The organism is Verrucosispora sp. CNZ293 (genome assembly GCF_002754655.1).
On the sequence record NZ_PEFR01000001.1, the window covers coordinates 2,442,853 to 2,467,880 of the forward strand.

Genomic DNA, 25,028 nt, shown 5'->3' on the forward strand with positions numbered 1-25,028 from the left:
GTCCTACGCTCCGATCTCTCTGCCGGGCACCGGACGCCCCATCGGCGCCTCGGCCACCTCGTCAAGCTGGTCGAGCAGGTGCCCCATCCGGTCCCGCTTGGTCCGCAGGTAACGTACGTTCTCCGGGTGCGGGCGCACCGGCAGCCCCTCCCGGCCGGTGATGGTCAGGCCGTAGCCCTCAAGCCCCGCCCGCTTGGCCGGGTTGTTCGTCAACAGCCGCATCGAGCGGACCCCGAGGTCGTAGAGGATCTGCGCGCCGGTGCCGTAGTCACGCGCGTCGGCCGGCAGGCCGAGGTCGAGGTTCGCGTCCACCGTGTCGCGGCCCTGGTCCTGCAACTGGTACGCCTGGAGCTTGTGCAGCAGCCCGATGCCGCGCCCCTCGTGACCGCGCACGTAGAGGACCACGCCCCGCCCCTCGCGGGCCACCCGGTCCAGGGCGGCGTTGAGCTGCGGTCCGCAGTCGCAGCGCACCGACGAGAAGACGTCGCCGGTCAGGCACTCCGAGTGCACCCGCACCAGCACGTCCCGGCCGTCGCCGATCTCACCCATCACCAACGCCACGTGCTCGGCCGAGTCGTACTCGCTGCGGTAGCCCAGGGCCCGGAAAACCCCGTGCTCGGTGGGCATCCGGGCGTCGGCGACCTGCTCGACCTGCTTCTCGTTACGCCGCCGGTACGCGATCAGGTCCGCGATGGTGATCAGAGCCAGCGAGTGCTCGGCGCAGAACTTCTCCAGGTCCGGCAGCCGCATCATGGTGCCGTCGTCGTTCACCAGTTCGCAGAGCACACCGGCCGGGCGCAGACCGGCCAGCCGGGTCAGGTCGACGGCCGCCTCGGTGTGCCCGGGACGGCGCAGCACCCCGCCCTGACGAGCCCGCAGCGGCACCACGTGCCCCGGCCGGGCCAGGTCCGTCGGGCCGGTGGCCGGATCGGCGAGCAGCCGGATGGTGTGCGCCCGGTCGGCCGCCGAGATGCCGGTGGTCACCCCTTCCCGGGCGTCGACGGTCACCGTGTAGGCGGTCTGCCGCCGGTCCTGGTTGGTGTGGTGCATGGGCGGCAGGTCGAGCCTGTCGCACTCGCTCTCGACAAGCGGTACGCAGATGAAGCCCGAGGTGTGCCGCACCATGAAGGCCAACAGCTCCGGGGTGGCCAGCTCGGCCGCGAAGATCAGGTCACCCTCGTTCTCCCGGTCGGCGTCGTCCACCACCACGACCGGGCGGCCGGCGGCGATATCGGCCACGGCCTGCTCGATGTCGGCGAAGGTCATGCCGGCACCTCCGCCCCGTCGACGGTGCGACCGGCCAGCAACCGTTCGACGTACTTGGCCAGCACGTCCATCTCCAGGTTGACCGGGTCACCCACGGACCGGGTGCCGAGCGTGGTCGCCGAGAGGGTGGTGGGAATCAGGCCGACGGCGAACCAGTCGTCGCCCACCTCGGCCACGGTCAGCGAGACCCCGTCGACGGTGATCGAGCCCTTCTCCACCACGTACCGGGACAACGCTGCGGGCAACCGGAACCGGACCGTCTCCCATCGCGGTGCCGGCTCCCGGGAGAGCACCTCGCCCACGCCGTCGACGTGCCCCTGCACCAGGTGACCGCCGAGGCGGCTGCCCAGCGCGGCGGCGCGTTCCAGGTTCACCTGGTCGCCGGTCCGCAGTGCGCCCAGCGCCGAACGGCGCAGCGTCTCGCCCATCACGTCGGCGGTGAACACCCCGCCATCGACGTCGACGACGGTCAGGCAGACCCCGTTGACAGCTATCGAGTCGCCATGTCGTGCGTCGGAGGTGACGAGTGCGCCACGGACCGCTACCAGGGACGAGTCCTCCGCCGTCGGGGTCACCCCGACGACCTCGCCCAGTTCCTCGACGATGCCGGTGAACATGCCTAGCCCTCCCTCTTCCGGGGCAGCGCGGTGATCCGCAGGTCGGGACCGACCTGCGTAACGTCGGTGAGTTCCAGGTCGATGGCCTCGGCGATGGTGGTCACACCCGCATCGACGAGCGCGGCCGGCCCGGCGCCGAGCAGCCGGGGCGCGAGGTAGCCGACCACCCGGTCGACCAGGCCGGCGGCGAGGAACGCCCCGGCGAGCCGGGGGCCACCCTCCAGCAGCACGGCCCGGACCCCGCGGGCGTGCAGGGCGGCGAGCAGCGCCGGCAGGTCGACGCCGCCGTCCGGGCCGGCGCCCACCTCGGCGGCGGTGGCCACCCAGGTGCCGGCGGCGCCGTCGCGGACCCGCGCGTCAGCCGGGGTACGCCCCGCCGAGTCGACCACCACCCGTAGCGGCTGCCGGATGGCGAGGCTGCCGTCACGCAGGTTGCGCACGGTGAGCCGGGGATCGTCGGCGAGCACCGTGCCCACGCCGACGACCACCGCGTCGACGGTGGCGCGCAGCGCGTGCACGTCCATCCGGGCCGCCTCGGATGTGATCCACATGCTGGTGCCGTCGGCCGCCGCGGAACGCCCGTCCAGGGTCGCCGCGTACTTCCAGATCACGTACGGCCAGCCCCGGCGCATGGCGGTCAGCCAGGCCACGTTGCCGCTCTCCGCCTCGGCGCCGCGTACCCCCAGGTCGACGCGGACGCCGGCGGCCCGCAACGTGGCGGCACCACCGGTGGCGACCGGGTTCGGATCCGGCACCGCGATGACGACCCGGGCCACCCCCGCCTGGACCAGCGCGGTGCTACAGGGGCTGGTGCGGCCGACGTGGTCACAGGGTTCCAGGGTGACCACCGCCGTGCCGCCCTTGGCCCGCTGCCCGGCCTGGGCCAGCGCGACGATCTCGGCGTGCGGTCCCCCGGCGTACGCGTGGAAGCCCTCGCCGACCACCTCGCCGTCGACGTCGAGCAGTACGCAGCCGACGACGGGATTGGGACTTGTGGTGCCGAGCCCGCGCGCCGCGAGTTCGATCGCACGACGCATCGCCTCGTCCACGGAGACGCTCGCCATCGCCTGCGTTGCCCTCTCGCTCGTACGCGCGGGCAGGGAGCTGGGCCGGGTGGCCACGGGCAGGCAGCGGAATCCGGGGACGGCACAGCCGCCCCGGCCGGGACGCGCGCACGCCGGAGCCCGGCGAGGCACACGGCCCCCTTCCGTCCCGCGCGCTGTCTCCCATCCGGACTGTCTGGGCGCGGACGAGCCGCCCCCAACCGTCGGCCCCGGATTCTCACCAGGTCCACCGGGCGGACGAACCGCTCCCGGGTCGCGGGCTTACCACGGTCGGACCGTGGATCACCGCCGGTTCGGAATTACACCGAGTCCCGCCAGCGCGTGGTGGGTACTGAGCAAAGTCTTACACGCTCGGCGGCGCGGCGGGCCACCCGGGCGAGCTACTTCACAGGACGGTGACCGGGCTCGGCGACGCCGCGCCGGCGATCCACCGCCACGTACGAGCCGGGTTGGCTCTTCGCCACGGTCTTCATCTCGGAGGCGATTGTCATCGCCTCCAGCGGGTCCGTGATCCGCTTGTCGGTGTCCGAGATCGCGACGCCGATGGAGAGGGTGACGAGCGCGGCCCGGCGGATGTTGCCTCGCCGGTCCTTCAACTCCACGTAGCCGCGTTCCCGGTCGGTGGGATCGTAGAGGGCGTCCGCGGCCTTCTCGAAGTCCGACGACACCCGCAGGGTGAGCGGTCGCACCTGATCGGGCGTGCACACGAAGACGAAGTCGTCACCGCCGACGTGGCCGAGGAAGGCCGGCGGCAGAGCCACCGCGACCACCGCCCGGTGCAGGCTACGGGCCAGCGCGGTGATGAAGCCGTCACCCCGGACGAAGCCGTACCTGTCGTTGACGCTCTTGAAGCGGTCGATGTCGATGTAGCCGACGGCGTAGTCCGCGCCGCCACGGACCCGGTCGGCGATCTCCCGGCGGATCCGGCTGTTGCCCGGCAGGCCGGTCAGCGGGGAGACCTCCCGGAACTCCTTGTTGCGCCGCAGCGTGGAGCTGACCCGGGCGACCAGCTCGGCGTTGTCGAAGGGTTTGACCAGGTAGTCGTCGGCGCCGGCGTTGAGCCCGTTGACCTTGTCCTGGGTCATCCCCTTCGCGGTCAGCATGATCACCGGCAGGGCCGCCGTCATCGGGTCGGCGCGCAGCCGCCGGGTCAGTTCCAGCCCGTCCACCCGCGGCATCATCAGGTCGACCACGGCCAGGTCGGGCCGCTCCCGCTCGATCAGCTCCAGCGCTTCCTGGCCGTCCGCGGCGAGGATCACCTCGAAGCCCTGCAACCGCAGGTTGAACTCGACGAAGCGGGCGATGTCCTCGTCGTCGTCGACGACGAGGATCACGTCCTTGCGATCGTCGGAGGTTTCCATGTCAGGCCCGGGCCGCCGCGCGCTCGGCCAACCCGCGCAGTCGGTGTATCGCCTCGGCCGGGTCGTCGGCACCGTAGACGGCGGTGCCGGCCACGAACGCGTCGGCGCCCGCCGCAGCCGCCTGCTCGATGGTGTCGGCAGCGATCCCGCCGTCGACCTCGATGCGTAGCTCAAGGTGGCCGGCGTTGACGTGGCGACGCGCGGTACGGACCTTGTCCAGCAGGTGCGGCAGGAAGCGCTGCCCGCCGAACCCGGCCTTGATGGTCATCACCAGCAGCGTGTCGAAGCTGGGCAGCAGGTCGAGGTACGGCTCGATCGGGGTGTCCCGGTCGATCGCCAGCCCCGCCTTCGCGCCGGCCGCCCGCAGGTCCCTGGCCAGGGCCACCGGATCGGCGCAGGCCTCGGCGTGGAAGGTGACGTTGTACGCCCCCGCGTCGGCGTAGCCGGGCGCCCAGCGGTGCGGATCGGTGATCATCAGGTGGACGTCGAAGGGCAGCTTCGTGGCGGCCCGCAGGCTCTGCACCACGGGCAGTCCGATGGTCAGGTTCGGCACGAAGTGGTTGTCCATCACGTCGACGTGCAGCCAGTCCGCGGCGTCCTCGACGGCACGGACCTCCTCGGCGAGACGGGAGAAATCGGCGGCGAGGATGCTGGGCGCGACGATCGGCGGCGGTACGGTCACAGCGCCCAGTGTACGAACGCGGCCAGCAGCCACGACATCGTGCCAGCAACCGAGACACCCCGTGACCCGGAGGTGACCAATGGTGCAGAATGGCCCCCTTCGACCCGGTGAAACGGAATGAAGCTCAGCTTCCACTGGCCAGACGACCGATTCGCGGCAACACTCCATCGGGGATGGTGACGGTATCGTGCAGGCCGGTGGGCGCGGGAGCCGGCAGCCGGGCGGCAGCTCCCGGAAAGGGCGGACGATGCGACGGTGGCTCGCGGCACTGGCGCTGGCCAGTGTGGCTGCGATGGTGCTCAGCGGCTGCGTGCAGCCGGGCGGAACCGACGGCGACCTCACCGACGACTGGCAGACACTGCGGGCACCGACCATGTTCGTGCCGGCCACCGACGCCTGCCTGCCCCGGATCACCGCCGTCGTCCAGGCGAGCACCTACGAGACCGTGGACTGCGCCCGCAACCACCTCGCCGAGACAGTCCACGTCGGCACGTTCACCGACGCCGCCGCCGAGGGCAAACGCCCCGAGCCGGGGTCGGCGGCGCTGCGTACCGCCCGGGCGGAGTGCGACCAGCGGGCCCGGCTGGTGCTCGGCGGTGACTGGCACACCGCCCGGCTGACCCTGAACATCTCCCTGCCGTCGGTGCCGGCGTGGGACGGCGGCGCCCGCTGGTTCCGCTGCGACCTGAGCGAGACCGACAGCATCGACAACACCCGGCCGGTCAACCGGACCGGGAGCCTGCGCGGGGCACTCATCGGGGACTCACCGCTCGTGCACCGCTGCTTCGACCCGAAGCTGATCGGCGACAGCCTGAACTACATGGCCCCGGTGCTCTGCACCGAGCCGCACGGTGCCGAGTTCGTCGGCGTCTACGTCGAGCAGGACATGAGCTGGAAGCAGTTCGTCGGTTCGGCCGGTCAGGCCCACAAGCGGTGCATGGAGCTGATCGCCGCCTTCGCGGACGTACCCAACAACGCCGAACTGCCCTACCGCGCCGGTTCGATCTTCTACCCGCCGTCGCAGCGGGAGTGGGAGGAGGGCGACCGGGGGGTGCGGTGCATCCTGTGGAGCGACGACCGCAAGCTGACCGGCTCGATGCGCGGCGTGGGCCCGCAGGGACTGCCCGTCACCTGAGCACGGTGCGCAAACGGCCCGGACGGTCGCTGAGCCCGGTGCCGTATGCTGCCGCTTCGACAGCGGGGAGCGGGAGGTCGACGGGGATGCGACGATGGCTGACCGGAGTCGCCCTGGCGACCGTGGTGGCGCTGGCGGCGACCGGCTGCACCAGACCGGCCGGCACCGACGGTGACCTGGTCGACGACTGGGCGTCCATGGGGGCTCCGGCGGTGTTCACGCCCGACTCCGGTAGCTGCCACGGGCAGCCGCAGGAGGTCGGCTTCCTCAGCGCGTACGCACCTGTGGACTGTGCGCAGCCACACCGGGCCGAAACCCTGCACGTCGGGGCCCTCACCGGCGCGACCGGATCCCGCCCGCCCGCCGTCGGCAGCAAGGGGATGCGCGCCGCGTTCGGCGAGTGTGACAGCGAGGTGCGCCGGACGTTGGGCGGCGACTGGCGCACTGCCCGGATCGGGCTCACCGTCGTCCTACCCTCGCCGCAGGCGTGGACCGGAGGTGCCCGCTGGTTCCGCTGTGACGTCCACGAGTTGCGCGGCCTCGACACCCCGGTGCCGGTACGGCGCACCGCCAGCCTGACCGGCGCGCTCGGCGGGTCGTCACCACTGCGGCACGGTTGCTTCAACGCCCGCACCGAGGGCGACGAGGTGACCGAGATGGTCGCCGTCACGTGCACCGCAAAGCACCGGGCCGAGTTCGTGGGCCTCTGGCGAGCGCCGGACAGCAGTTTCTCGGCGTTCCTGGCCAAGCCCGAGCGGATCCACAGTGGTTGCCGCAGCGCCGTCGCCCGCTACGCCAAGCTGCCGGACGACGGCAACCTCCAGTACCGGGTCGGCACCATCTTCTACCACCCCTCCGAAGGCGAGTGGCGCAGCGGCAACCGGTCGGTGCAGTGCTTCCTCTGGATCAGCGACCGCACCCTCACCCGCTCGGTGAAGGGCGCCGGCACCCGGGCGCTGCCGATCGGCTGACCATCCCGCCAAGCCCGGGGACAGCAGATATCAGATCGCACCGACGATCGTCGGTATTCCGGATCTGCTCTGGCCTCGTCGAGCCGTCGGCTACTCAGAAGAGTCGCTGCAGCACGCCGGTCCGGGAGTCGACAAGGGCTTGGAAGTGCGCGACGAGCTTTCGCACCACCTCTGGGTCATGGAGGAACACGCCGACCTCAATGTTGTGAGACAGCGCCCGGTCAGTGAGGTTGGCGCTACTGATCAGCGCGACCTTGCTGTCGGCGGCGATCAGCTTCGCGTGCAGGGCTGCGTACGGATTTCCGCTGGCGGCTCGTCGTGCGGCCGGCCAGTGCCAGAACGTCGCCCGGTTTCGGAGATCGGCGAAGGTGCTGGCGGCGCTGGCGGATCCCCGTAGGGCACCGCCGTCTTCGGCCGAGCTTTCCAAAATCAGATCGATGTGCACGCCTCGGTGGGCTGCAGCCCGCAGCTCGGCGATCACCTCGGCGACCCCGTACGCGGCGAAGCTCGCCACGAGCAGTCTGCTCTGGGCCGCACGGATGACCTCCACGACCACGGAGCTGGTGAGGCGGACCGGCATGGCCGCGCTGGTCGGCCCGCTGACTGCCAGCTCGGTACGCCTCGCGGCCACCCGCTGGTGCAGGAGGGCGGCGCTGCGCAGGGCAAGAGCGACCGCTGAACCGGGCAGGTCGGGTGCGTCGGTTCGCCAGCTCTTGATCAGTCGTGCGGCTTGGGTGCCGACCGAGAACCCGGGCCGGGCGTCGATCAACGCGGCGGCCACCCCGCTGTCGGCAGGTATGTCGACGGTCAGCAGCACGGCGGCCCAGGCAACGACGTGATCGGCGGGGAGCGTGGTGGCGATGTCGGTGATCACCTCCGTGAACCGCTCGTGGTTCATCGGGCGAAGAATCCGGAGCCGGGGTCGGTGAGAGTGTCGACCAGCAGGGCCCGATCCAGGTAGTGGTTGCCGCGTTCGCAGGAGGTCTCGGCGGCGAAGAGACAGGCGTGGCAGGCGGCAGCCGACAGGCGGGCGTGCACGGTCGGGTCGTGCTCGGCGCAGAGCGGATCAGAGCTGCACAATCGGGCGGCCTCCAACGCCCGTTCAACGAGCTGACCGAGCCGGTCCGTGCGCCCCAGGGAAACGAGACCACCGAGGGTGCCCTCGCTGTCGGGTGCCGCGGTGTAGAGGAGTATCCCGGCGGATGGGGTGTCACCGGGCCAGGCGTAGACCCGCTCCCCGATGCCGGCGGCGCTGTAGCCACACTCCAGGGCAAGCTCACGGATGAGCACGTGGGCGAAGGTGTGCAGCAGGACGTAGCGAAGACCAGGCCACTGTTCCGGGGCCAGTTTGCGCTGCACCCGCCAGAGGTCGTGGGCGCGGACCAGTAACTGTTCGCGTTGCTTGACCGCTGGCCGGTGTTCCCACTCGACGACGGCCTCCTCGTCGACCCGCAGGAAGATTCCTTCGCCCCGCATCTCGGCGCAGGGCAGCCAGGTCGGCTTGCCGATTGTCAGCGGTGCCCGCCGCTGGTCGGGGGTGTCGAGCACGTCCCACTCAGGAGCGTCGATCCGGGTGAAGCCGTACAGCGCGGAGACCTCCCGCAACCGGGGGACGAGGACCACCTCGCGGAGCCACCTGCGGTGCTGGTGCGGCACCGGCTCCGGTCGGGTGGTGAAATCCGGTAGCTCAGTGCTGGTGCCGGCCGTGAAGGCCAGCCACTCGGGCTTGCGTAGATCGTCGCCGTCGTCGGATTCGTCGTCCGGCTCGGCCTTGCTGCGACGCTGGATCGCCGCCCATACCCGGTCGGTGCCGTAGGGTCGCAACTCGGCCCAGCAGCCCTGGGTCTGCATGATCTTCTTTGCCGTCTCCGCGTCCAGGTTGGCAAGCAGGTGCAGCTCCGATGACCAGAATTTGGCGACCACCTGGTCGACCGGATGCTCGGAACGGGGAAGGCTGAAGACCCGCAACTGCATGGCGAACCAACTGTTGGTGGCGCCCAGGGCGAGCGTGCGGGTGGGGGCATCGCAGGGCTCGTACGTGCCGAGGTGGGGGTGGCGTCCGCGGCAGGCGGGAAGGGTCCGTTCGGCGTGCAGACCGATCGCCACCGACATCGGCCGGGAAGCCTTGCACTCACAGGAGATGAAGATGTTGGCCGCCTCGCCGGTGCTGCCGCGTTCGGCGAGCGTGAGCGAGTGACCAGCACCGGGATCCGTGCCACCGTGCGCGACGTACGACCAGGGAAAGTCGTCGAGGTGACCGCTGTCGCAGGCCAGCACGAAGCGGGCCGGCACTGCGGTCGGACGCGAGTTGCCGTTGCCCCGGCAACTGTGCACGTAGCGGGCCCGGTCCGGCTGGTAGGGCGACGACAACAGCTCGAACAGCCCGGAATCTGCCGGCGCGAGTCGGTTGCACCGGGTGTCCGAGCAGCGCAGCCAGGTGGGAAAGAGCGCCACCGGCACGCCCACTCGGGTCCAGTCGGCGAACAGGTCGGAGGTCTCCGGCAGGTGCGGCGGAAGCCGAAGGCTTTCCACCTGGCTCCCGAGCCTGCGCCGGACCGCCGTCAACAACCGGTCCTCGGTGACCGGCATCGAGTGGGTGAGATCCCAGTGCGCCAAGCCGAGGGTCAGCACCGACAGGTTGGGCAGGTCGGCGACCGAGCCGACGCCGTAGGTGTGCAGCAGTTGGTTGGGGCGCAACGCGCCGACCCGCAGGTTGCGGGGCTGCGGACTGCTCACGTCGGCCCCCCGGCGGTGCCGCCCCCAACGGGCGGCACGAACGGCGGTGGATCATCCACCACGGCACCGAGCTGCAACTGGAGTTGGATGCCGGGCTCCACGTCGCGCAGCGAGGTGGGGCAGGTGGTCTGTGCCCACCGGCCCTCCTCTGGGCGGTGCAGCAGCCCGGCGACGTCGTCGCTGTGGTACGGCTTGTCGTAGGCCAGCCGTCGGGCCGGCCGGGCCCGTTCCCGTGCCCACAGGTCCAGGCGTGCCTCCAACTCGTCCTCCACCCGCTGGCGAACGGTGTTGTCGGCGGCCACCTCGCTGCGGCGCTTGAGGAACCGCACGACGTGGTCGGCGAGCTGACTGTGCCGGTCGAATTCCCGCGCCCGCAGGTTGCCGTTGTAGGTGCTCTCCAGATCGCGGACCAGCGCCACCAGCACCCCGGTCAGCCCTCGGTCGATGGCCCGCTCGGCGAACGGGGTGACCGACAGGGCTTCGACCTGCCGGTAGACCGTGGCGTGGAAGTGGTCGAACCGCTCGTAGTGCGACAGGTCGCGCGGCCGGGCCCAGTTGTAGACGGTGAACACCAGGCCCGGTGCCTGCCGGCCGACCCGGCTCGTCGCCTGGATGTACTCGGCGGTGGACTTCGGCTGGTTGGCCACCACCATCACGCCGAGCCGGGCGATGTCGACCCCGACGGCGATCATGCTGGTGGCGAGGAGCACGTCGACCGGCCGGGGAGCACCCTTGGCCCGGGTGCTGTCGAAGCGCACCGCGAGCCGGTCCAGCAGCGGCCGGATGGCGTCCGAGGGCATCCGGGAGGTCAGTTCCTCCAGGTACGGGTCGTACCGTCGGGCGAGCCCGCGTTCGTCGGCGCGGATCAGTCGGCTGGAGACGTCGTCCTCGACCAGCCGCCGCATGCCGCCCAGGTCGCGCAGGCTGTTGAAGTAGCCGACCAGGGTCATGTAGGGGTCGGTGACCCGGTTGCGGCCGTAGGTCTCGTGGAGTTTCTGCGCCGCGCCGAGCACGGAGACGTAGACCCGGATCAGGGTCGACCGCAGCCGGTTGCCGTGGGCGCAGATGCCGACGTACCGCCGGCCAGGATGTTTTTCGGTCTCGCGCTGGCGGGCGAAGAAGCTGTCCGCGGCATCAAGCCCCGACGGCGGGAAGACCCGGGTACGCCGGTTGAACAGGGCGCCGATCTGCTGCTGGGCACGGCGTACGGTGGCGGTGGAGGCGATCACTTTCGGCCGGGACCAGTGCCCGGGGACCGGCTCCCAGCTGGCCAGCCGGTCCACTGCGGTCTCGTACAGCCCGACCAGCGAGCCGAGCGGCCCGGAGATCAGGTGCAGCTCGTCCTGGATGATGAGGTCGGGCGGACGCAGCCGCGCGCAGGGGACGACGCGGTTGCCTGGCCGGTGCCGCTTGCGTTCCCAGTCGGTCGATTCGAGGTCTTCGGTGAGAAAGCCGTGCTGGTCACAGTGCTTGCCGACGCGGCCGAAGAGCGTGGCGGTCTCGCCCTTCCACGGCAACTGGGCGAACTTGTCGACCGTGGCGATGACCAACGCCGGCGGATGGCGGTAGAGCTCCTCGTCGACCAGGATCACCGGCAGCCCGATCTCGTCGCCGGCCAACGGAAAGCTGCCCACCTCACTGAACGGGCACTCCACATCGAAGCAGCGCACCAAGGTCCGCCAGTGTTCGCGATCCACCTTGATGTCCCGGCCCGGCTCGATCCTCGTGCCGCACCAGGGGCAACTGGTGAGCTGATGCGGTGAGCCGATGCCCCGGGTGGACCGGCCCCGCCGACGCTCGTCCAGCCAGTCCTTCGCGTCCTGGGTGCGGTTCGGGGTGACCCGGCCACCGACCCACAGTCCGATCCGGATCGGTGTGCTCCCCCACGTGTGCGGATCAGCCCGGCGTAGGGACTCCGCCGCACAGATCAGGGTCGCGGCCCGCTCGAACTGTTGGATGGTGAGCAGCCGCAGGGTGTACCGCATCAGCACGGCGAGCCCGGCCCCGCCGGTCATCCCGGCCAGGTCGAGCTGGCGGCGGCGGATCGCGATGGTGAAGGCGGTCAGGCCGAGGTACGCCTCGGTCTTACCGCCACCGGTGGGGAACCAGAGCAGATCGGCGAGGGCGCGTTCGACGTCGTCACCTCGCTCCGGGTGCCGTGGGTCAGCCAGGGCCGGCAGGTTGATCAGGACGAAGGCCAACTGGAACGGACGCCACCGGTGGTTCTCGGGCCGGTCAGCATCGGCGACCGCCTGCGCCAGTGGGAGGTTCGGGTGCTCCCGCCGCCGGGCAGCGACCACACTGTGGACACGTTGTAGATACATCGCCCGGTTGGCGAACCCGAACGCCTGGCGGGCCGCCGGGTCGGCAGCGGTGAGCAGCTCGATGCCGGCGGCGATCCGGTCGGCCGCCTCCCAGGCGTCGCGCAGCGCCTCGCGGACCTGTCGGTGGTAACCGTCGAGCCGCCGGGCGGGGTCACCGGCGCTCGCCTCGTTGCGGTCGATCCACGCCCGATAGCCGGCAACGAGGGGCTGCAACGCCGCCGTGAGGGCGGAGGCCGGGCCGTCGGCCAGCTCGGCGAGACGCCGCATGTCCAACTCGACGTCGGCCAACTCGGGCAGGTCGTCGTCCTGGTCGCTGCTGGGCACGTCGGTGAAGGGCAACTCGTGTATCGGGACGGTCGTGGTGCGTACCCGATGGGCACGTTGGGGATCGCTGGGCGACGGCTCGGCGTGGACGGCGGTGCCGTGCCCCACCGCGAACTCCGGGTGGAACCGGTAGGCCATCGCCAGCCGGTGCCGTTCGGCCTGGTCTGCGTCGTCTCCGCCGGTGACCTGCTCCGGCCGGGGCACGAAGACCGGCTCGCTCTCCTGCGGGCCGGTGGCGGCCAGCTCGACCTGGAAAATCCATCGCTTCGGCTGGCGCGACGAATCGCTGCGCTCCCGGTTCTCCAGGAAGAGCGAGACCAGCCAGACCTTCCTCAGGCAACGCACCCGACCCCGCACCACGACGTTCGGCTGCGCCGCGTCGACCGACCGGGGCTCAATCAGCCCTTCCCGCAGCGGCACGACGACCAGGCCGCCGCGTTGGTGCCGTCGCCAGACCGGCCGGCCGGCGTGTTCCTCACGCTCGGAGGCAGCGGTGTCGTAGCTGCCCCAGGCCGCGGTGACCCACAGCTCGGGAACCGACAGCGGCACGCTGGCGGTGAAGCCGAGCGCGGAGGGCGCCAGGCTCGGCACGCTCGGTGCGGCCGGTTCGGTGCCGCCGTCGGCCGCGTCCAACGCGGTGGCGTCGGCGAAAACGTCCTGAGTGGCCGGATCCACCGACACTCCGTTGGGTGCCAGCCGCCCGAGAATGTAGCGGTCCAACGGGCTCTCCCTGGTGGGAAACTCCTCCGCCGGACCGCTGAGGGGGCCGCGCAGATCGGCAACGACCAACCGTTGCAGTTCGTCGCGGATCGTCCGCTCATCCGGTACGGCGAGCACGCCCTGCCCAGTCATGACAGCGACCGTAGCGTTTCCCTACGACATCGGCGGACCGCTCGGTGCACACCTGCATCAACGGCTCACCGTCGCCCACATCGGAGCCCAGCTCGTCAGCCGGCGTCCGTCGCACATCGAGTGGTGTCGAACAGCGGGCTGGCGATGGCGTCCATCAGCCGCTTGGCCGGCGGGTATGTCGGATCCACGTGGCGGCCGAGAATGATCGCGGCCACGGTAGTGGCACCTGCGGCCTTGAGGGCGTAGGCCAGCGACTGCACGCGGGCACCCGTTGTCCAGGTGTCCTCAAGGACCAGTGCGTGGACCGGGGCGCTCGCCGCAGGCAGGGCCGGAGCAAACCAGTCGGCGTGGAAGTCGTGGTCGTCGGGCCCATAGCTCGGATTAACCGTGCTGGCAATCCAGGGCAGTCCGAGTCGATTGCCGACAAGCTCGGTGAGTGGATGCGTGCTGATGCTGTTTCGGGTGCTGGGGACGGTGATGACATGCGTTGGCCGAGCGCCGGTGCGAGCCGCCACGCAGGCAAGGTGGTCGCGTAGGAAGAACAGGAGGAGGGCGAGCAGGTTTCGCCGAGCCTGCTCGGACCGGGCCGCACCCTTGTAGGTGCGGAGGTTGTGATGGTGCTGCCAGGTACGCGGCGAGTAGGAAATCGGCAGCACGAGGTCCGCGAGCACGCCGCCCGATCGGGTCAGGTGGGACTGGCAGCGGAAACAGAGCGCATAGCCCTCGCCTCGGACCCCACGGCAGGTGGGACAGACCCAGGCGTACGCCGGCAACGGGTTGCGTAGATAGCCGCGCTGGACCTCGATGTGCCGGCGGATGATGGTCCAGCGCTGGTCAGCGGAGGGCGAAGTCAGGGAAGTTCTCCAGGCCGGCTTCGGTGGGCTGGTAGCTGAGGATGTCGTCGATGGCGTCCACCAGCTCTGCGGTGCCGTTGACGACGTAGACGCCGGGATTCTCGGCGAACGCCCTGGCCCAGTCGCAGCGCATGACTTGACTGGTCAGGACGACGGGGCGGCCGTGTTGAAGGGCGAGCCTGGCCTGAATCCGCGCTCCGCTGGTTTCGCCTGCTTCGACGACGACGGTTGCGACTGCGTACCCGCTCATCACGGCGTTGCGCGTGGGAAAGCTCTGCCGGCTCGGCGGGGCATCGGGCCAGAACTGGGAGATCAGCAGACCGACGTCGGAGATGTGGTCCTGTAGACGTCGGTTTTCTGCCGGGTAGTACCGGCGGATCCCGGTGCCGATGACCGCGACGGTGCGTCCGCCCGCCTCCAGCGCGGCGGTGTGAGCGGCGGTGTCAATGCCGCTGGCGAGCCCGCTGACCACGGTCACGCCACGCCTGGCGAGGGTGGTGGCAACCGCCTGGGCGATCCGTAACCCGTCGGCGCTTGCCTTACGGCTGCCGACAACCGCCACTGCTCGATCATGAACCTGTAAATTGCCCCGACTGAACAGGAGCGGAGGCATCTCCCGGATGCCGAGAAGCTGAGCCGGGTAGGTGGCGTCGAAGAAGGCGTGAACGCCGATCCCTTCCGCTTGCCAGCCGGCTATCTCGTCAGCGGCACCGTCGATCAGGTCGGAGATCGATTCCAGGTCCGGGAAGAGCGTGTCGGAGTGACCGACGGATCGTTCGAGGACGGCCTTGGCACTGCCGTTCTCCTGAATCTCCAGGGCCGTCTCCGACCAGCTCGTCTGCGGGCGGCGAAGTAGGGCGACCAGGGCTGCCCGTTCAATCGTCGCCGTGTCCATGCGCACGATCGTAGGCCCTGGCCTGCCATCCTGGCCCGGCCATCCCGGTCGGTGTCGCTGCTGGGGTTGCTCGAACGACGCCACGATCCGAACGTATGTTCTATTCAGGCGAAGGGCAAGTGTGAACCGGGCCGGCGGGCGGCTCGGCGGGGATCAGGACGGCCGCGCCGGACCAGTCGATGTCCTCGTCCGCGATGGCCTTGTCCGGTTCGTCGTCATCGTCGAGCGTCGAGTAGCACGCGTAGTAACGGCCGAAGCCGTAGCCACCGGCCGCCAGGGTGGCCAGCGCCCACGGGCGCAAGTGGTCGCACAGCTTGTCCGGCGTCCGCCGGTCGACCGGCACCCGGAGGACCCCGAGCAGGTCGTGCCACTCGTCGCAGGTGCCGGCGTCCACGACCCGGGATAGCGAGAACGCGTGCCGCACCTGCTGCTTCTGCTCGATCCATCTGACCTCGCCAGCCATCCTGCCTCCTCGCATCGGCGTGAATCCCGTAAAGGCAGCATCACTCACTTGTTCGCTTATATCAAGGGTATGGTTTCAGGAGTTTTCATTGAGTATGGTCTTTCAGGTATCGGTGACGCTCACAGGATGGATCAGAGATGACGTCCAACGCCGCAAGGACGCGCCGCAAGTCTTCGCCGCCACTTGAGTCGCCTACCGTTCAGGCGTGGGAGCTTGGGCTACGGCTGCGGGAACGCCGCGAGGAGGTGGGGATGACCGCGGCTGCAGCGGGCCGCGCCAGTGGCATCACACAGGCGTACATCTCGGGGGTGGAGTCCGGGCGGGTCAAGCTGCCGGCCGACCGGTTGGCCCAGCTCGTCACGGTGTACGAGATCGACCCGGCCGACGCCGCCGAGCTGGAGGCACTGCGCGTCGCGGCCATGCGGCGGGCCTGGTGGCACCAGTATTCGCAGCTCTTCCCGGCGGAGTTCCTCCGCTTCCTCGGCTACGAGGCGGGCGCTGAGCACGTCCGCAGCTACCACAACGAGCTGATCGACGGGCTGTTGCAGACCGAGGATTATGCCCGCGCGGTCATCCGGGGCGGCAACACCTACGTCCGGCTGACCGAGATGGACCGGCGGGTCGCCGTGCGGATGGCCCGGCAGCAGCGGCTCGTCGGCGACCACCCGCTGCGACTGACCACCGTCATCGCCGAGGGCGCGCTGCGGCAGCAGGTGGGCGGCGCGGCGGTGATGAGCGCCCAGCTCGACCACCTCGACCGACTGCTCACCGAGCGCCCGGAGCAGTTCGAGATCCGGGTGGTGCCCTTCACCGCAGGGGCGCACCCCGCGCTCGGCAGTCCGTTCCAGATCCTGTCGTTCCCGTCGCCCCGCCTGCCCGACCTGGTCTGGCAGGAGGTGCTCACCTCCAGCGACATCATCGACCAATCCAGCCGGGTCGCGGACTACGCCGTGACCTTCGCCGAGGCGCGGGAGCGGGCGTTAGGCTCGGCGGAGTCGCTGGTGCTGATCCGGCAGATCGCCAAGGAGATGACGTGATGGCCCCTCGCCCCGATCGCGGCTGGTTCAAGTCCTCCCGCAGCGCCAATAACGCGGCCTGCGTCGAGGTGCGGTTCGTCGACGGCGCGGTGGACATCCGCGACACCAAGGACCGCACCGGCCCGATCCTCGCCTTCGACGGCCACTCCTGGACCACCTTCCTGACCAGCCTCAAGGATGGAGTGGTCAGCTAGACGCCTCAAGTCGGACTGGCCGAATCCAGCTCAGACAGGAGCTCAGGTTCGTCGGCCGAGGGTGGGCAGCCCGCCCTGTGTGGCCCTGATCGACACTCCGCGCGTCTGCTTCCGGTCGTGGTTGTCGCCGTCGAGAAGCTTTCGATCGTGCTTGCTTACGCGGGGTGGAGGCTTCGGTGGAGCGGATTTTGCGACGTTACGCAGTGCGCGCAGCGCCTCGATGCACGGATCGCAATTTGGGATGCCTGCGATGGGAGGACGGGATTTCGACGCACCCTCAGGAACGTGAATTCCACAAAGGGTCCGTGCCGCGAATCGGCGATCAAGGCGATGCCCCTTGCGTAGGCCACCGCTGACCAAGTCGACCCACTTCGCATTTTGCTCAACTTTCCGCCGAGCTTTCTGGGCCGCTTGCTCCCGTCGCGCGGCACGCAATCGCGATTTCCTTGCATGCTCCCTGGCAGCAGTAACGTAGCCAAGGGACTGCAGATGGATCGCGCGGACGTTATTGCAGGCGGCACACCGGGCCCGTCCGCCGGCATCGGGCAACTTACCGAAGATCCCGTCTTCAGGAGTCAGTGACAGGCCACACATCGTTCTTTGTCTTCTGACCGGGTGGGGTCGATGCAGTAATCGGGGCTGAACTCGTAGCAGCGCCCATCCAGAGACCTTCCACCGTCGAATCTCCGCCGCTAGATCATCTGCGGCCTTACGGGCCGGTGCCGGCCGCTCGGCCTGCGCCTTCGTGGTCTCGGGCATCTCGCACACCTCGTCGCCTCATTGGCACTTATTGCCGTCGTAGTTCAGAACAGGGCGTCTGGGAGGGGGAAGAGGCCGCCATCGAGAGCGGGCGGCATCTCAGCCGACGATTCGGGGGACTTGGAGGACTCGGGGCGCGGCGCGTCCCGGGCCGGCTTCCGTGGCTTGCGTCGAGTCCTGGACTGCGGACCTCGGTCCTTCTCTTGACCGTAGCGCTGATGGTTGAGTTCGAGCAGCAGGTCCAGTATGTCGACCTGAACGGTCGGGTCGATGGTGAACCGGGTGCCCTGCCGGGTCCGGTGGAACCCGTGCCCGAGCGTGAGGTCGAAGCCGTACGCCTCGGCCACCGCCTCGTCGATCTCGACGTGGATCTCCCGCAGCCGTTGGATGTCCGCGCTGGTCACCTGCTCGTCGTGGATCAGGTTGTAGAGCTTCGTCAGCCCCAACTCCCGCCCCAACATCACCGACCGCCGGTACGAGTCCAACTCCGCCCCGATCCGCCCCATCCGCTCGGTCAGCTCCGGCTGCGGAAACTTCTCAAAACCATCCGACGGCGTGTAGCGGGGGTCCGACCGCAGGCTCGACTCACCCTTCGTCGTCCACCACGAGAAGTGGAAGCTGCTGGAAAGCGAGGCAAGGTCCTCCGCTCGATCAGTAGCGAAAACGCCAAGCATGTGAGAGAAGACCTGACCGGTCGACACGAAGACGGGCAAGCCGGTCTTGCTGACGAGGGCAATGACTAGCACGCGATCGAGCCCGTCAATTGCTGAATAGAGTTCCGGGGCTGGTCTCGTGAATCGCCACCAGATCTCGCGGCGTCTGCGATCATTATTGGTAGCCCGAAAGGGTTTGACTTCCCGTTCGACTATGGCGAAGCAGTCGGGGTATTGCTGGGCTCGTTCGAGAGGCCAGTTGTGGAAGTTGATGACCCAGCGGCGGGCGGAGCAGTCGGGGCGACCGTTGAGGTCCTCCCCGTTGAGGTAGGGAAAGAGCACCTCCTCGTTGCGCGGGTCCTTGGCGATCAGCGCCTGCGCCTGCTCCGGCTCCAGCAGAAAGCCGGTGCCCAGGATGTTCGATCCCTGGAACGCCTGGCCGGCGTTGGCGGCCAGGCGGTATGGGTTGCCGGTGACTCGCGAGCGGGCGTCCAGCGACGGGGTGATTCCCGGAACCGGATGTCCGTCGAGGATCGGCTTTTCGTCGGTGGCGGCATGGCCGACCCAGAGCAGCGAGACTTCCAGCGAGGCGGTGCCCGGCCAGGGCTGGGACTTGTTCGCCCGGTAGACCGTCCAGCCCATGTCCACGACCTGGTCGAGACCAACCTCCCGGGTGTCGCCCTGGGCGATCGTGTTGGTGGCGATGATGCCCACTCGCCCCTTGCCGGTGACGCTGAGCTTGCGCAGCAGGAAGTAGGAGCACAGGTCGGCGCTTCCCCGCTTCCCCCGGCCGATCCGCTCGACCAGGTATTCGCGTACGTCCGGCCCGATCGCCCCGGTCAGGCGCTGGCCGCCGACGAACGGGGGGTTGCCGATGACGGCGTCGAAGCCGGTGCGTTTGACCACCTCGGGGAACTCCAGCGGCCAGTGCAGCGGTCGGATCGGTTCCGGGCGGGAGCCGCGCAGCCAGCCGGCTACGGTGATCGAGACTCGCTGGGCCAACTCCGCGTCGTGCGGCCCGTCGAGCAGGCGGTACACGTCGTCGCTGATGCTGAGCAGGCGGTCGTCGTACTTCGTCTCGGTGTCGTCGGTGTCGTCTTCCGGGTCCCATGGGCGGCGCTGGGGGCGGACAGCGGTGGAGAGCGCGGCGCCGACCACCGCGTCGGCGGCCAGCCGTAGGCCCTCGCCGAGATGTTCGACCTCGGCGAGCTTGGCGGCCTTGTCGGCGGCGTCGCGGGTGTCCTCGACCACGGTCGCGCCGATCGACTCGCGCAGCGCGGTCATCTCGTCGACCGTCCGGTGTAGCCGGTCGACCAGGTCGCCGAAGAGGCGGCTGTGTTGGTAACGCCCCATGCCGGGGTCCAGGTGGAAGGCGGTGAGCTGATCGAGGTTGGTGATGCCGACCAGCGAGTCGCCGCAGCGCAGCGCGTGGTCGAGGAAGCCGAACGGCTTGCCCTTGGCCAGGGTGACCAGCCAGAGCGACAGCTTGGCCAGCTCCACCGCCATGTCGTCGCGGTCCACCCCGTACAGGCATCGGGCGGCGACCAGGCGACGGGCCGCGAGCAGCAGGTCCTCCTGGTCCGGGTTGCCGTTCGCCAGCTCCGACAGCTCGGCGGGGAGCCCGTCGCGGTGCCAGGCCCGCACCAGCACCTCGGCGAGGTAGCGGCAAGCCGCCACCAGGAACGCGCCGGAACCCATCGCCGGGTCGAGCACCTTCAACGTCAACAGCTCGTCGGCGGTCTTGGCCCGCCATACCCCTCGTCGGTGACGCCCTGCGCCGGACCGGGGGCGAAGCAGAGCGGGGCGAGGGTGTGCCGGACGACTTCCTCGGCCAGTTCCCGAGGGGTGTAGTGGGTGCCGGTGTTCCGCCGGTCGCCGAACTGGGTGAACAGCACCGAGCCGGCGGGGAAGACCGTGGGCAGGTCGCGCAGGTCGGTGCGGAGCAGCCCCCAGTACGGGCGTACCCGCTCGGTCAGGTCGGCGTCGTTGTCGCAGGCCGCGTGCAGCGCGGCGAGTTGGTGCGGCGCGGGCGTCGCGGCCAGGGCCTTCTCCACCTGCCGGGCGGTGAGGTCGCAGCGGGCGACCAGCCAGACGCGCAGCTCCGCCTCGCCCCGGGCGGCGGCGGCCTCCAACTCGGCCAGCGGCAGCTCCGGCTCGCGTTTGCCGAGCAGCCCGACGTACGGCTCCTGCACGCGGGCGCAGGAGAACTCCAGCAGGCCCTCGTAGACGTGGCCGAGCTGCTCCACGCCGAGGCTGGAGTAGCTGAGCTGCTCGGCGGCCCTGCCCCGGTGCCGCAGCACCAGCAGGGCGTCCAGCATCTCGTGCACGACCCGGTCGGTGACCGCCGCGTCGACCAGCCATCCGAACCGTTCAGGGTCGAACAGCGACCCGCCGTGGGCGGGAATCCGCAGGTCGGGGTGCTCGCAGCCGCCGTGCACCGCGGCGAAGAGGGCGAGCAGCCGAGGCCAGGCGGCGGTACGCCGATCGCCGACCTCCTCGCCGTGCAGGTCCCGGGCCGCACCGAGCTGACCGTGCAGGGTGGACGCCGCGTACGCCTGCGCGTAGAGCGGGTCGGCCACCGGCAGCAGCCGCTGCTCCTCGGCGTAGAGCAGGAAGACCAGACGCATCATCACGGTCAGCGCACCCCGGTAGATCTCCCGGTCGCTGACCTTGCCGAGCAGCAGGCCCTCGGACTCCCGGTCCAGCCGGGCCAGCTCGCCGACGAAGAGTTCCACCGCCCGGCGCACCTGGTCGCCCAGGGTGGTGGTGATCTGGGTGAACGCCTCCGCGCTGCGGGCGAACAGCGCAGCGAGGCTGCTCGACGGACGGCCGTCGGCACCGGTCGGCGGGGTGAGCACCCGGGCCGCGGCGAGCAGGGTGGCGAAGGCGCGCAGCAGCGTTGGCTCCTCCAACCAGAGGTCGGCGTCGAAGACACCCACGCCGGTCGGCTCGCCTCGGCGGGCGTGCACCAGCGCCCAGTGCTGCCCGTTGGTCACCAGCGCCAGCGGCACGCCGGTGTCCCGACAGAGCTGGGAGGCCTGTTCGACGGGGGCCGGGCGGTCGCCCCGGGCAGCGGTGAGCGACGTGTCGAAGGGCAGCCGATGCACGTGCAGCCGGGCCGCACTGCCGCCGCCGGGTTGCGGACCGGAGAGCACCACGTCCGGCCGGAAGCCGTCCGCGCCGGTGACCCCGACCGCACCGTCGGTGCGCGCACTCGCCGGGTAGCGCAACAACTCCCCGAGGATCAGCTCCACCCAAGCCGGGCCGAGCAGATCCGGGGCATCCTGCACCTCCGCCCAGCCCTGGCGGATCCGGTCCCGCACGTCGGTCGGCACGGTGTCCAGCCCGTGCGGCAGCGTCTCGACGAGCACCGGCACCGTCAGGAACGGCCCCTCCGGGCGCAGCAGGCCGAGCCACTCGGCGTGCTGCTCGTCGATGCGCTGTGCGGGCGTCCCGGCCGGCCGACCGGTGGCCCGACGGTTGGGGCCGGCCGCGCGGTTCGAGCCGGCCGCGCGGGACGTTCCTCGGGACTGGCGGGGGATGGCGGGCATCAGCGGGCACCTCGGGCCAGGGACGCGGGGACCAGGAAGGTGACGGCGGCCGGGAACCAGCGGGCCGTCGGGTCGGCGTAACGGCGGCGCAGCGCGTTGCTCTCCCGTTCGCGCTGGGCCGGGATGTCGCGCAGCCGGGCGTGCAGCGCGTCCCGGTCGGCGTGCAACTGCTCGCGCTCGATGGCGAACAGGGTCGGCTGCTCCCAGTGCGGCTCGTCAGCGAGCTTGCCGCGGATCGAGGTCTCCAGCTCGGTCAGGACCGCGCCGATCGCGGTCACCTCCTCCTCGCAGCGGCGGGCGAGCAGCCCGTGCAGGCTGCGGGCGCGCTGGTCGGCGCGGGTGCCGAGGGCGCGACCCAGTGGCCCGGTCAGCGTCGGCCACAGCTCAGTCAGGCTCTGCCGGACCTGCTCGGCGGGGACCTGGTCGGTCGCGGCAGCGAGCAGCGCCTCCAGGTCCTCCTGGCGGGCCCGGACGAGCTTCCCGCCCTCGATCAGGCCGCCGGCGGTGACGATCTCCTCGTGCAGTCGGGTGCCCTCCGCGCCGGTGAGCACCACCCGGCCGTGGGCGACCAGGGCCGGGGTACGCAGCAGGTCACCGGGGACCACCCGGGCGGTGACCCGGCTGAGCTTCGCACCGGCAGACCCGGCGTCGCCCCGGGCCTGCGCCCACAGTTCGGCCCGCAGCAGGCGCAGGCACATCTGCACCAACCGGTGCCCGAGGTGCAGCAGCACCACGTCCGTCCGCCCCGCCGCCGCGTCCGGATCGAAGGTGATCGATCGTTCCCGCCCGGTGACCGGGTGCAGCAGCCCGTCGTTGCGGGCGGCGGCCCACGCGCCGGGCAGCTCAGGCAGCCGGAACCAGTCACCGGACGCGCTCGCCGGGGTGGGCGCGTCGATCAGGTCCCGGCGGTGGGCCAGACGCAACCCGGTGCGGACCACCCGTTCCACGGTGGCCGGGGTGAGGTTCAGTTCCGCCCGGCTGCCCTTCAGCGTCTCGGTGAGCCGGTGCAGGTCCCGGGCCAGGTCGCGCTCCACCCGAAGCCGGGCGCGGCTCGCCCGTCGGTCGATCTCGACGTCAGTGACCCGCCAGTCGGTCTGCTTGCCGGTCATCTTCTGCTCGACCTGGGCAGCGATCACCTCACCGGCGCTGCCCAGGTCGGTGCGGATCGCCTCGACCTTCTCCACCGCCAACCGCAGGAACGCCAGCTCGTCCTCCAGCGAACCGGTGGTGTAGTCGACCTGCTGCCAACCGGCCGGCACGAAGTGCAGCACCTCCACCCGGGCGGTCCGCTGACCGTGCCGGTCGATTCGGCCGTTGCGCTGCTCAAGGCGGTTGGGGTTCCACGGAATTTCCCAGTGCAGCAGCCGATGGCAGTACCGTTGCAGGTTGATGCCCTCGCTGGCGGCGTCGGTGGCGAGCAGAATCCTGACGTCGTCGAGGTCGGGGTGCTCGGTGAAGACGTTCTTGACGTGTTCGCGCTCGTCCGGATCCTGCCCGCCGTAGAGCAGAGCGATCCGCTCCGGTGGGTACCCGGCGCTGAGCAGGCGGTCGTGCAGCCAACGCTGGGTGTCGCGGTACTCGGTGAAGATGATCACCCGTTCGGACTGCCACTCACCGTCGGGCCGCACGATCGGGTCCAGCCAGCGGTGCAGCGCTGCCAGCTTGGCGTCCGGTCGGTCCTGCGCCGAGCGGGCCCAGGTGCGCAGCTCGCCCAGCAGTGCCCGTTCCTCGGCGGAGAGCGGCGCAGCGTAATGCCGGACAGCGGTCAGGGCATCGGCCTCGGCGCTGCCGTAGGCGGCGTCGTCCTCGGCTGTCTCGGCCAGCCGGTCGATCACCGGTTGCAGGACCTTCTCGCCGGCCGCCCGCTCCGCCTTGCGCACCGCCCTGTCGTCGGTGGTGTGGTCCCGGGCGGTCATCGTCGCCAGGTGGGTTTCCACGGTCTCGGCGAACGCCTTCGGCGAGGAGAAAAGTCGACGTTTGAGCAGAGTGGTGACGAAGTCGGCGGCGATCTGTCCGGCCCGCCCGTCGGCGTTGGCCCGGCGACTCGCCGCGTACCGGCTGAGCAGGTCGTGGGCGTGCCGTTCGGCAGCCGAGTAGTCGACCTCCAGGTAGCTCAGGTGCCGTGTCGGAAACCGGGGTGTGCCGTCCCATCTCGGCGGTAGTTCGCTCTTGAGCCGCCGCACCATCACCCGGGCCAACTGCTCGTCGGTCGGCTTGACGCCCCGGGCGAACCGCTGGTCGTCGAGCAGCTCCAGCAGCGCGGTGAAAGACTCGGTGAAACCGTTGTGCGGGGTGGCGGAGAGAAAGAGCCGGTGCTCGCAGTGCGGGGCCAGGGCCCGGATCGCCTTCGTGCGGTGCGAGTCCACCGCGTACCGGCCCCGGCCGGACGGTGCGCAGGTGTGCACCTCGTCCACCACCAGCAGGTCGACGGCGCGCGGATAGCGCGGCGTTGCCGGCAGCACCTCGCGGAGCAGCCGCATCGGCCGGTCCCGCTTCAGCCAGTCCACGCTGACGATCAACCGGGGGTAGTGCGTCCACGGGTTGGTGTAGAGCCCGCGGGCCCGGCGCAGCTCCCGGAGCAGGGCCGCGTCGACGATGCGGAAGTCGAGGCCGAACTTGTCGCGCATCTCGTCGCGCCACTGCCGGGTCAGCCCGGCCGGACAGACGATCATCATGGTGCGGGCCCGATGCCGCAGCATCAGTTCCTGCATCACCAACCCGGCCTCGATGGTCTTGCCGAGGCCGACGTCGTCGGCGATGAGCAGATTCGTCCGCGGCATCGACAACGCCCGGACCACAGGGTCGAGTTGGTAATCCTCGATCTCGATGCCGGAGCGGAAGGGTGCCTGGAGGGCGGTGCGGTCGGCCGAGGCGATCGCGCCCCAGCGCACGGCGTCCAGGAACGCGTCCAACTGCCCGGGGTCGTCGAACCCGTTGCGGGGGTCCGGCAGCGTGGCGTTGTCGTGCACCCGCCGGCCCGGCTCCAGCTCCCAGACCACCCGCAACTCCTCGTCGCGGGCGTCGTCCTCGATGCTGACCAGGGTGGCCAGGTGCGGGGTGCGGCCGGTGAAGACATGTGGGTCGCCGCTGGTCACGTCACTGCGGACCACGTCGGCGACGACCCAACGCCGGTTGCGTACCGTGACGAGCTGGCCCGGCACCGGAGGATTGTCGGTCGCCATGGTCATCCGGGTGCTCCTTCAAGCCCGTGGGGCGTCGCCGCTGAGTCATCGAACGCCACAGGTGGGCAGGCGGCGTCCGGACAGCAGGCGTGAAGGTTAGTACACGAC

General features: G+C 70.4%; 18 protein-coding genes and 1 riboswitch. Of the genes, 4 read left to right on the forward strand and 14 right to left on the reverse strand.

Annotation, left to right across the window (positions count from 1 at the left end):
* Positions 1-3: 3 nt before the first annotated feature.
* From CLT74_RS11145 to rpe, 5 genes are all read right to left on the reverse strand, one after another.
* The gene (locus CLT74_RS11145) at positions 4-1,266 is read right to left on the reverse strand and encodes a bifunctional 3,4-dihydroxy-2-butanone-4-phosphate synthase/GTP cyclohydrolase II (protein WP_099846467.1); all 1,263 of its coding nucleotides are present in this window, start codon (positions 1,264-1,266) and stop codon (positions 4-6) included.
* Positions 1,263-1,883 (reverse strand): riboflavin synthase, encoded by a 621-nt coding sequence (locus tag CLT74_RS11150; protein WP_099846468.1) that lies wholly within the window; start codon positions 1,881-1,883, stop codon positions 1,263-1,265. Before CLT74_RS11150 ends, CLT74_RS11145 begins: the two co-directional genes overlap by 4 nt.
* A 2-nt stretch (positions 1,884-1,885) precedes the next feature.
* Positions 1,886-2,947 (reverse strand): bifunctional diaminohydroxyphosphoribosylaminopyrimidine deaminase/5-amino-6-(5-phosphoribosylamino)uracil reductase RibD, encoded by a 1,062-nt coding sequence (ribD, locus tag CLT74_RS11155; protein WP_099846469.1) that lies wholly within the window; start codon positions 2,945-2,947, stop codon positions 1,886-1,888.
* A 150-nt stretch (positions 2,948-3,097) separates the two neighbouring features.
* A riboswitch (FMN riboswitch) is annotated at positions 3,098-3,270 on the reverse strand.
* A 57-nt stretch (positions 3,271-3,327) separates the two neighbouring features.
* Complete coding sequence (locus CLT74_RS11160; RefSeq protein ID WP_099846470.1) at positions 3,328-4,308, reverse strand: response regulator; 981 nt, start codon at positions 4,306-4,308, stop codon at positions 3,328-3,330.
* Between the two features lies 1 nt (position 4,309).
* On the reverse strand, positions 4,310-4,990 hold the full coding sequence (gene rpe, locus CLT74_RS11165; RefSeq protein WP_099846471.1) for a ribulose-phosphate 3-epimerase: 681 nt from the start codon (positions 4,988-4,990) through the stop codon (positions 4,310-4,312).
* A gap of 247 nt (positions 4,991-5,237) precedes the next feature.
* Here rpe and CLT74_RS11170 point away from each other — a divergent pair, with 247 nt between their 5' ends.
* Positions 5,238-6,125, forward strand: a complete 888-nt coding sequence (locus tag CLT74_RS11170) for a septum formation family protein (protein ID WP_099846472.1) — start codon at positions 5,238-5,240, stop codon at positions 6,123-6,125.
* An 86-nt stretch (positions 6,126-6,211) separates the two neighbouring features.
* On the forward strand, positions 6,212-7,096 hold the full coding sequence (locus tag CLT74_RS11175) for a septum formation family protein (protein ID WP_099846473.1): 885 nt from the start codon (positions 6,212-6,214) through the stop codon (positions 7,094-7,096).
* Between the two features lie 94 nt (positions 7,097-7,190).
* On the opposite strand, the gene drmC is transcribed toward CLT74_RS11175, so the two are convergent.
* The 6 genes from drmC to CLT74_RS11205 form a co-directional block, all read right to left on the reverse strand.
* Positions 7,191-7,994 (reverse strand): DISARM system phospholipase D-like protein DrmC, encoded by an 804-nt coding sequence (gene drmC / locus CLT74_RS11180; RefSeq protein ID WP_099846474.1) that lies wholly within the window; start codon positions 7,992-7,994, stop codon positions 7,191-7,193.
* Positions 7,991-9,832, reverse strand: a complete 1,842-nt coding sequence (drmB, locus tag CLT74_RS11185) for a DUF1998 domain-containing protein (RefSeq protein ID WP_099846475.1) — start codon at positions 9,830-9,832, stop codon at positions 7,991-7,993. Before drmB ends, drmC begins: the two co-directional genes overlap by 4 nt.
* Entirely contained in the window at positions 9,829-13,332 is a 3,504-nt protein-coding gene (gene drmA / locus CLT74_RS11190) for a DISARM system helicase DrmA (protein ID WP_099846476.1), read from the reverse strand. The genes drmB and drmA overlap by 4 nt, the downstream gene beginning before the upstream one ends.
* A 95-nt stretch (positions 13,333-13,427) precedes the next feature.
* Positions 13,428-14,003, reverse strand: coding sequence for a hypothetical protein (locus CLT74_RS31290; protein WP_281601486.1), 576 nt, complete (start codon positions 14,001-14,003; stop codon positions 13,428-13,430).
* A gap of 163 nt (positions 14,004-14,166) precedes the next feature.
* Positions 14,167-15,165: a DNA-processing protein DprA gene (locus tag CLT74_RS11200; RefSeq protein ID WP_486582240.1), complete on the reverse strand. Its 999-nt coding sequence runs from the start codon at positions 15,163-15,165 to the stop codon at positions 14,167-14,169.
* A gap of 16 nt (positions 15,166-15,181) precedes the next feature.
* Positions 15,182-15,544, reverse strand: coding sequence for a hypothetical protein (locus tag CLT74_RS11205; protein ID WP_099846479.1), 363 nt, complete (start codon positions 15,542-15,544; stop codon positions 15,182-15,184).
* Positions 15,545-15,681: 137 nt separating this feature from the next.
* Between CLT74_RS11205 and CLT74_RS11210 the strand changes: the two genes are divergently transcribed.
* Both CLT74_RS11210 and CLT74_RS11215 read left to right on the forward strand, forming a co-directional pair.
* Positions 15,682-16,581 (forward strand): Scr1 family TA system antitoxin-like transcriptional regulator, encoded by a 900-nt coding sequence (locus tag CLT74_RS11210; RefSeq protein WP_099846480.1) that lies wholly within the window; start codon positions 15,682-15,684, stop codon positions 16,579-16,581.
* Complete coding sequence (locus CLT74_RS11215) at positions 16,581-16,775, forward strand: DUF397 domain-containing protein (protein ID WP_099846481.1); 195 nt, start codon at positions 16,581-16,583, stop codon at positions 16,773-16,775. The genes CLT74_RS11210 and CLT74_RS11215 overlap by 1 nt, the downstream gene beginning before the upstream one ends.
* An 803-nt stretch (positions 16,776-17,578) precedes the next feature.
* Here the strand turns inward: CLT74_RS11215 and CLT74_RS11220 are convergent.
* Genes CLT74_RS11220 through drmD form a run of 3 tightly spaced genes read right to left on the reverse strand, consistent with a single transcriptional unit; the run spans position 17,579 to position 24,926 of the window.
* Positions 17,579-19,912, reverse strand: coding sequence for an Eco57I restriction-modification methylase domain-containing protein (locus CLT74_RS11220; RefSeq protein WP_143697139.1), 2,334 nt, complete (start codon positions 19,910-19,912; stop codon positions 17,579-17,581).
* Positions 19,909-21,738 carry a hypothetical protein gene (locus CLT74_RS11225; RefSeq protein WP_099846483.1) on the reverse strand — a complete coding sequence of 610 codons (1,830 nt, stop codon included), beginning with the start codon at positions 21,736-21,738 and terminating at the stop codon, positions 19,909-19,911. Before CLT74_RS11225 ends, CLT74_RS11220 begins: the two co-directional genes overlap by 4 nt.
* The gene (gene drmD, locus CLT74_RS11230) at positions 21,738-24,926 is read right to left on the reverse strand and encodes a DISARM system SNF2-like helicase DrmD (RefSeq protein WP_199172166.1); all 3,189 of its coding nucleotides are present in this window, start codon (positions 24,924-24,926) and stop codon (positions 21,738-21,740) included. Before drmD ends, CLT74_RS11225 begins: the two co-directional genes overlap by 1 nt.
* Between the last annotated feature and the right edge of the window lie 102 nt (positions 24,927-25,028).